Annotated in this window: 1 rRNA gene; it reads right to left on the reverse strand. The window is 57.4% G+C overall.

Annotated features, from left to right (window positions below):
* Positions 1–1,299, reverse strand: a 23S ribosomal RNA gene (locus BLP96_RS19725); the annotation flags it as partial.

Below are 1,299 nucleotides of genomic sequence, written 5' to 3' on the forward strand. Positions count from 1 at the left end.
AGGAGGCTCGAGGCCTCGGGGATGTCTCATCTTGAAGGGGGCTTCCCGCTTAGATGCCTTCAGCGGTTATCCCGTCCGCACATAGCTACCCGGCAGTGCCACTGGCGTGACAACCGGAACACCAGAGGTGCGTCCACTCCGGTCCTCTCGTACTAGGAGCAGCCCTTCTCAAACATCCAGCGCCCACGGCAGATAGGGACCGAACTGTCTCACGACGTTCTAAACCCAGCTCGCGTACCACTTTAAATGGCGAACAGCCATACCCTTGGGACCGACTTCAGCCCCAGGATGTGATGAGCCGACATCGAGGTGCCAAACACCGCCGTCGATGTGAACTCTTGGGCGGTATCAGCCTGTTATCCCCGGAGTACCTTTTATCCGTTGAGCGATGGCCCTTCCATACAGAACCACCGGATCACTAGAACCTGCTTTCGCACCTGCTCGACGTGTCTGTCTCGCAGTCAAGCACCCTTATGCTCTTGCACTCATTGCACGATGTCCGACCGTGCTGAGGGTACCTTCGTGCTCCTCCGTTACGCTTTGGGAGGAGACCGCCCCAGTCAAACTACCCACCACACACTGTCCTCACACCGGATCACGGTGCCAAGTTAGAACGCCGATGATGCCAGGCTGGTATTTCAAGGTCGGCTCCCCCCGAACTGGCGTCCGGGGTTCCTAGCCTCCCAGCTATCCTACACAAGCAACATCAGCGTCCAGTGTGAAGCTATAGTAAAGGTTCACGGGGTCTTTCCGTCTAGCCGCGGGTACACCGCATCTTCACGGCGATTTCAATTTCACTGAGTCTCGGGTGGAGACAGCGTGGCCATCATTACGCCATTCGTGCAGGTCGGAACTTACCCGACAAGGAATTTCGCTACCTTAGGACCGTTATAGTTACGGCCGCCGTTTACCGGGGCTTCGATCAAGCGCTTCGGCGAACCTAACGCCATCACTTAACCTTCCGGCACCGGGCAGGCGTCACACCCTATACGTCCGCTTACGCGTTGGCAGAGTGCTGTGTTTTTAATAAACAGTTGCAGCCACCTGGTATCTTCGACCGGTTCGGGCTCCAGCAGCAAGTGCTTTCACCCTAGGCCGGCGTGCCTTCTCCCGAAGTTACGGCACCATTTTGCCTAGTTCCTTCACCCGAGTTCTCTCAAGCGCCTGGGGATTCTCACCCTGACCACCTGTGTCGGTTTGGGGTACGGTCTCACGTGATCTGAAGCTTAGAGGCTTTTCCTGGAAGCGTGGCATCGATGACTTCCGCCCCGTGGGGCGTTCGTCTCGCCTCTCGGCCTT

Origin of the sequence: Billgrantia gudaonensis (genome assembly GCF_900100195.1) — a bacterium.
GTDB classification, from domain to species: Bacteria; Pseudomonadota; Gammaproteobacteria; order Pseudomonadales; family Halomonadaceae; genus Halomonas; species Halomonas gudaonensis.